Source organism: Anaerococcus lactolyticus ATCC 51172 (assembly GCF_000156575.1).
GTDB classification, from domain to species: domain Bacteria; phylum Bacillota; class Clostridia; order Tissierellales; family Peptoniphilaceae; genus Anaerococcus; species Anaerococcus lactolyticus.
Window position 1 is genome coordinate 1 of the sequence record NZ_GG666071.1, and the last position, 910, is coordinate 910.

The window sequence follows — 910 nt, forward strand, 5'->3', positions numbered from 1 at the left end:
GAGCGGAAAAGGCAAAAGTGCAGCAGCAAGTGCAATGGAAAGAAAGGGAATAGAAACTGACAAGGGAAACTATAATAGAGAAATAAGAAAATATAATGAACTTGTAAAAACAATAAAAGAAGAGATAAAGACATTAAAGGGTTGGATAGAAAATCTATTAGGTAACCTATCTACTGCTTATGAAAAATTTAAGGATATAGAAAGAGATAAGGTAATAGACAACCCTAAACTTTTCAATCTAACAAATTATCTATTAACTTATTCAGAAATTCAAAAAGAAAAAAGTAAATACCTAAAAGGATATGCCAAAACTAATAAAGAAAAGTATGACTTCAAAAAGCTAACAAGTGCATATAGTTATTTAAGAAAAAATGACATAGAAACCATAGGTCAGTTACAAACAAAAATAGAAAGTTTAAAGTCTAATAGTTATAAGCTAAATATAAAAGCAAAGACAATCCATAAAGAAATGGAAGATGTAGAAAAGAAAATTCTATACTATGAAATCTACAAAGCCAAAAAAGAAGTGTATGAAGAATATCAAAAGAAAAATTTATTCACCAAAGACACATTCTATAATAAACATAAGAAAGATATAAACCAATATAAGGTAGTAAGCGAGAAATTAAAAAAACTCCTATCAGATAAGGAAAAACTAAGTCTTAAAAAATGGAATGAATAAAAAAGTCTTTTAATGGCAAATCTTGAAGAAATAAATAAAGAAAAAGACAAGATAAAAGATGAATACCAGGAAATTAATCATATAAAATATTCAGTAGATTTTGTAAACAAAGAATTAGGGATAGACTTATCCATAGAAATAGATAAGTTAATAAAACAAGGTGAAAAACCAAGTGTAATAGCACAGATTAAAAAATTCCAAGACCAAGTTAATAAAGACAATGAATAC

Annotated in this window: 1 pseudogene; it reads left to right on the plus strand. The window is 26.3% G+C overall.

Annotated elements, in window-relative coordinates:
* Nucleotides 1–910: pseudogene (locus HMPREF0072_RS12550) on the plus strand (nickase); the annotation flags it as partial.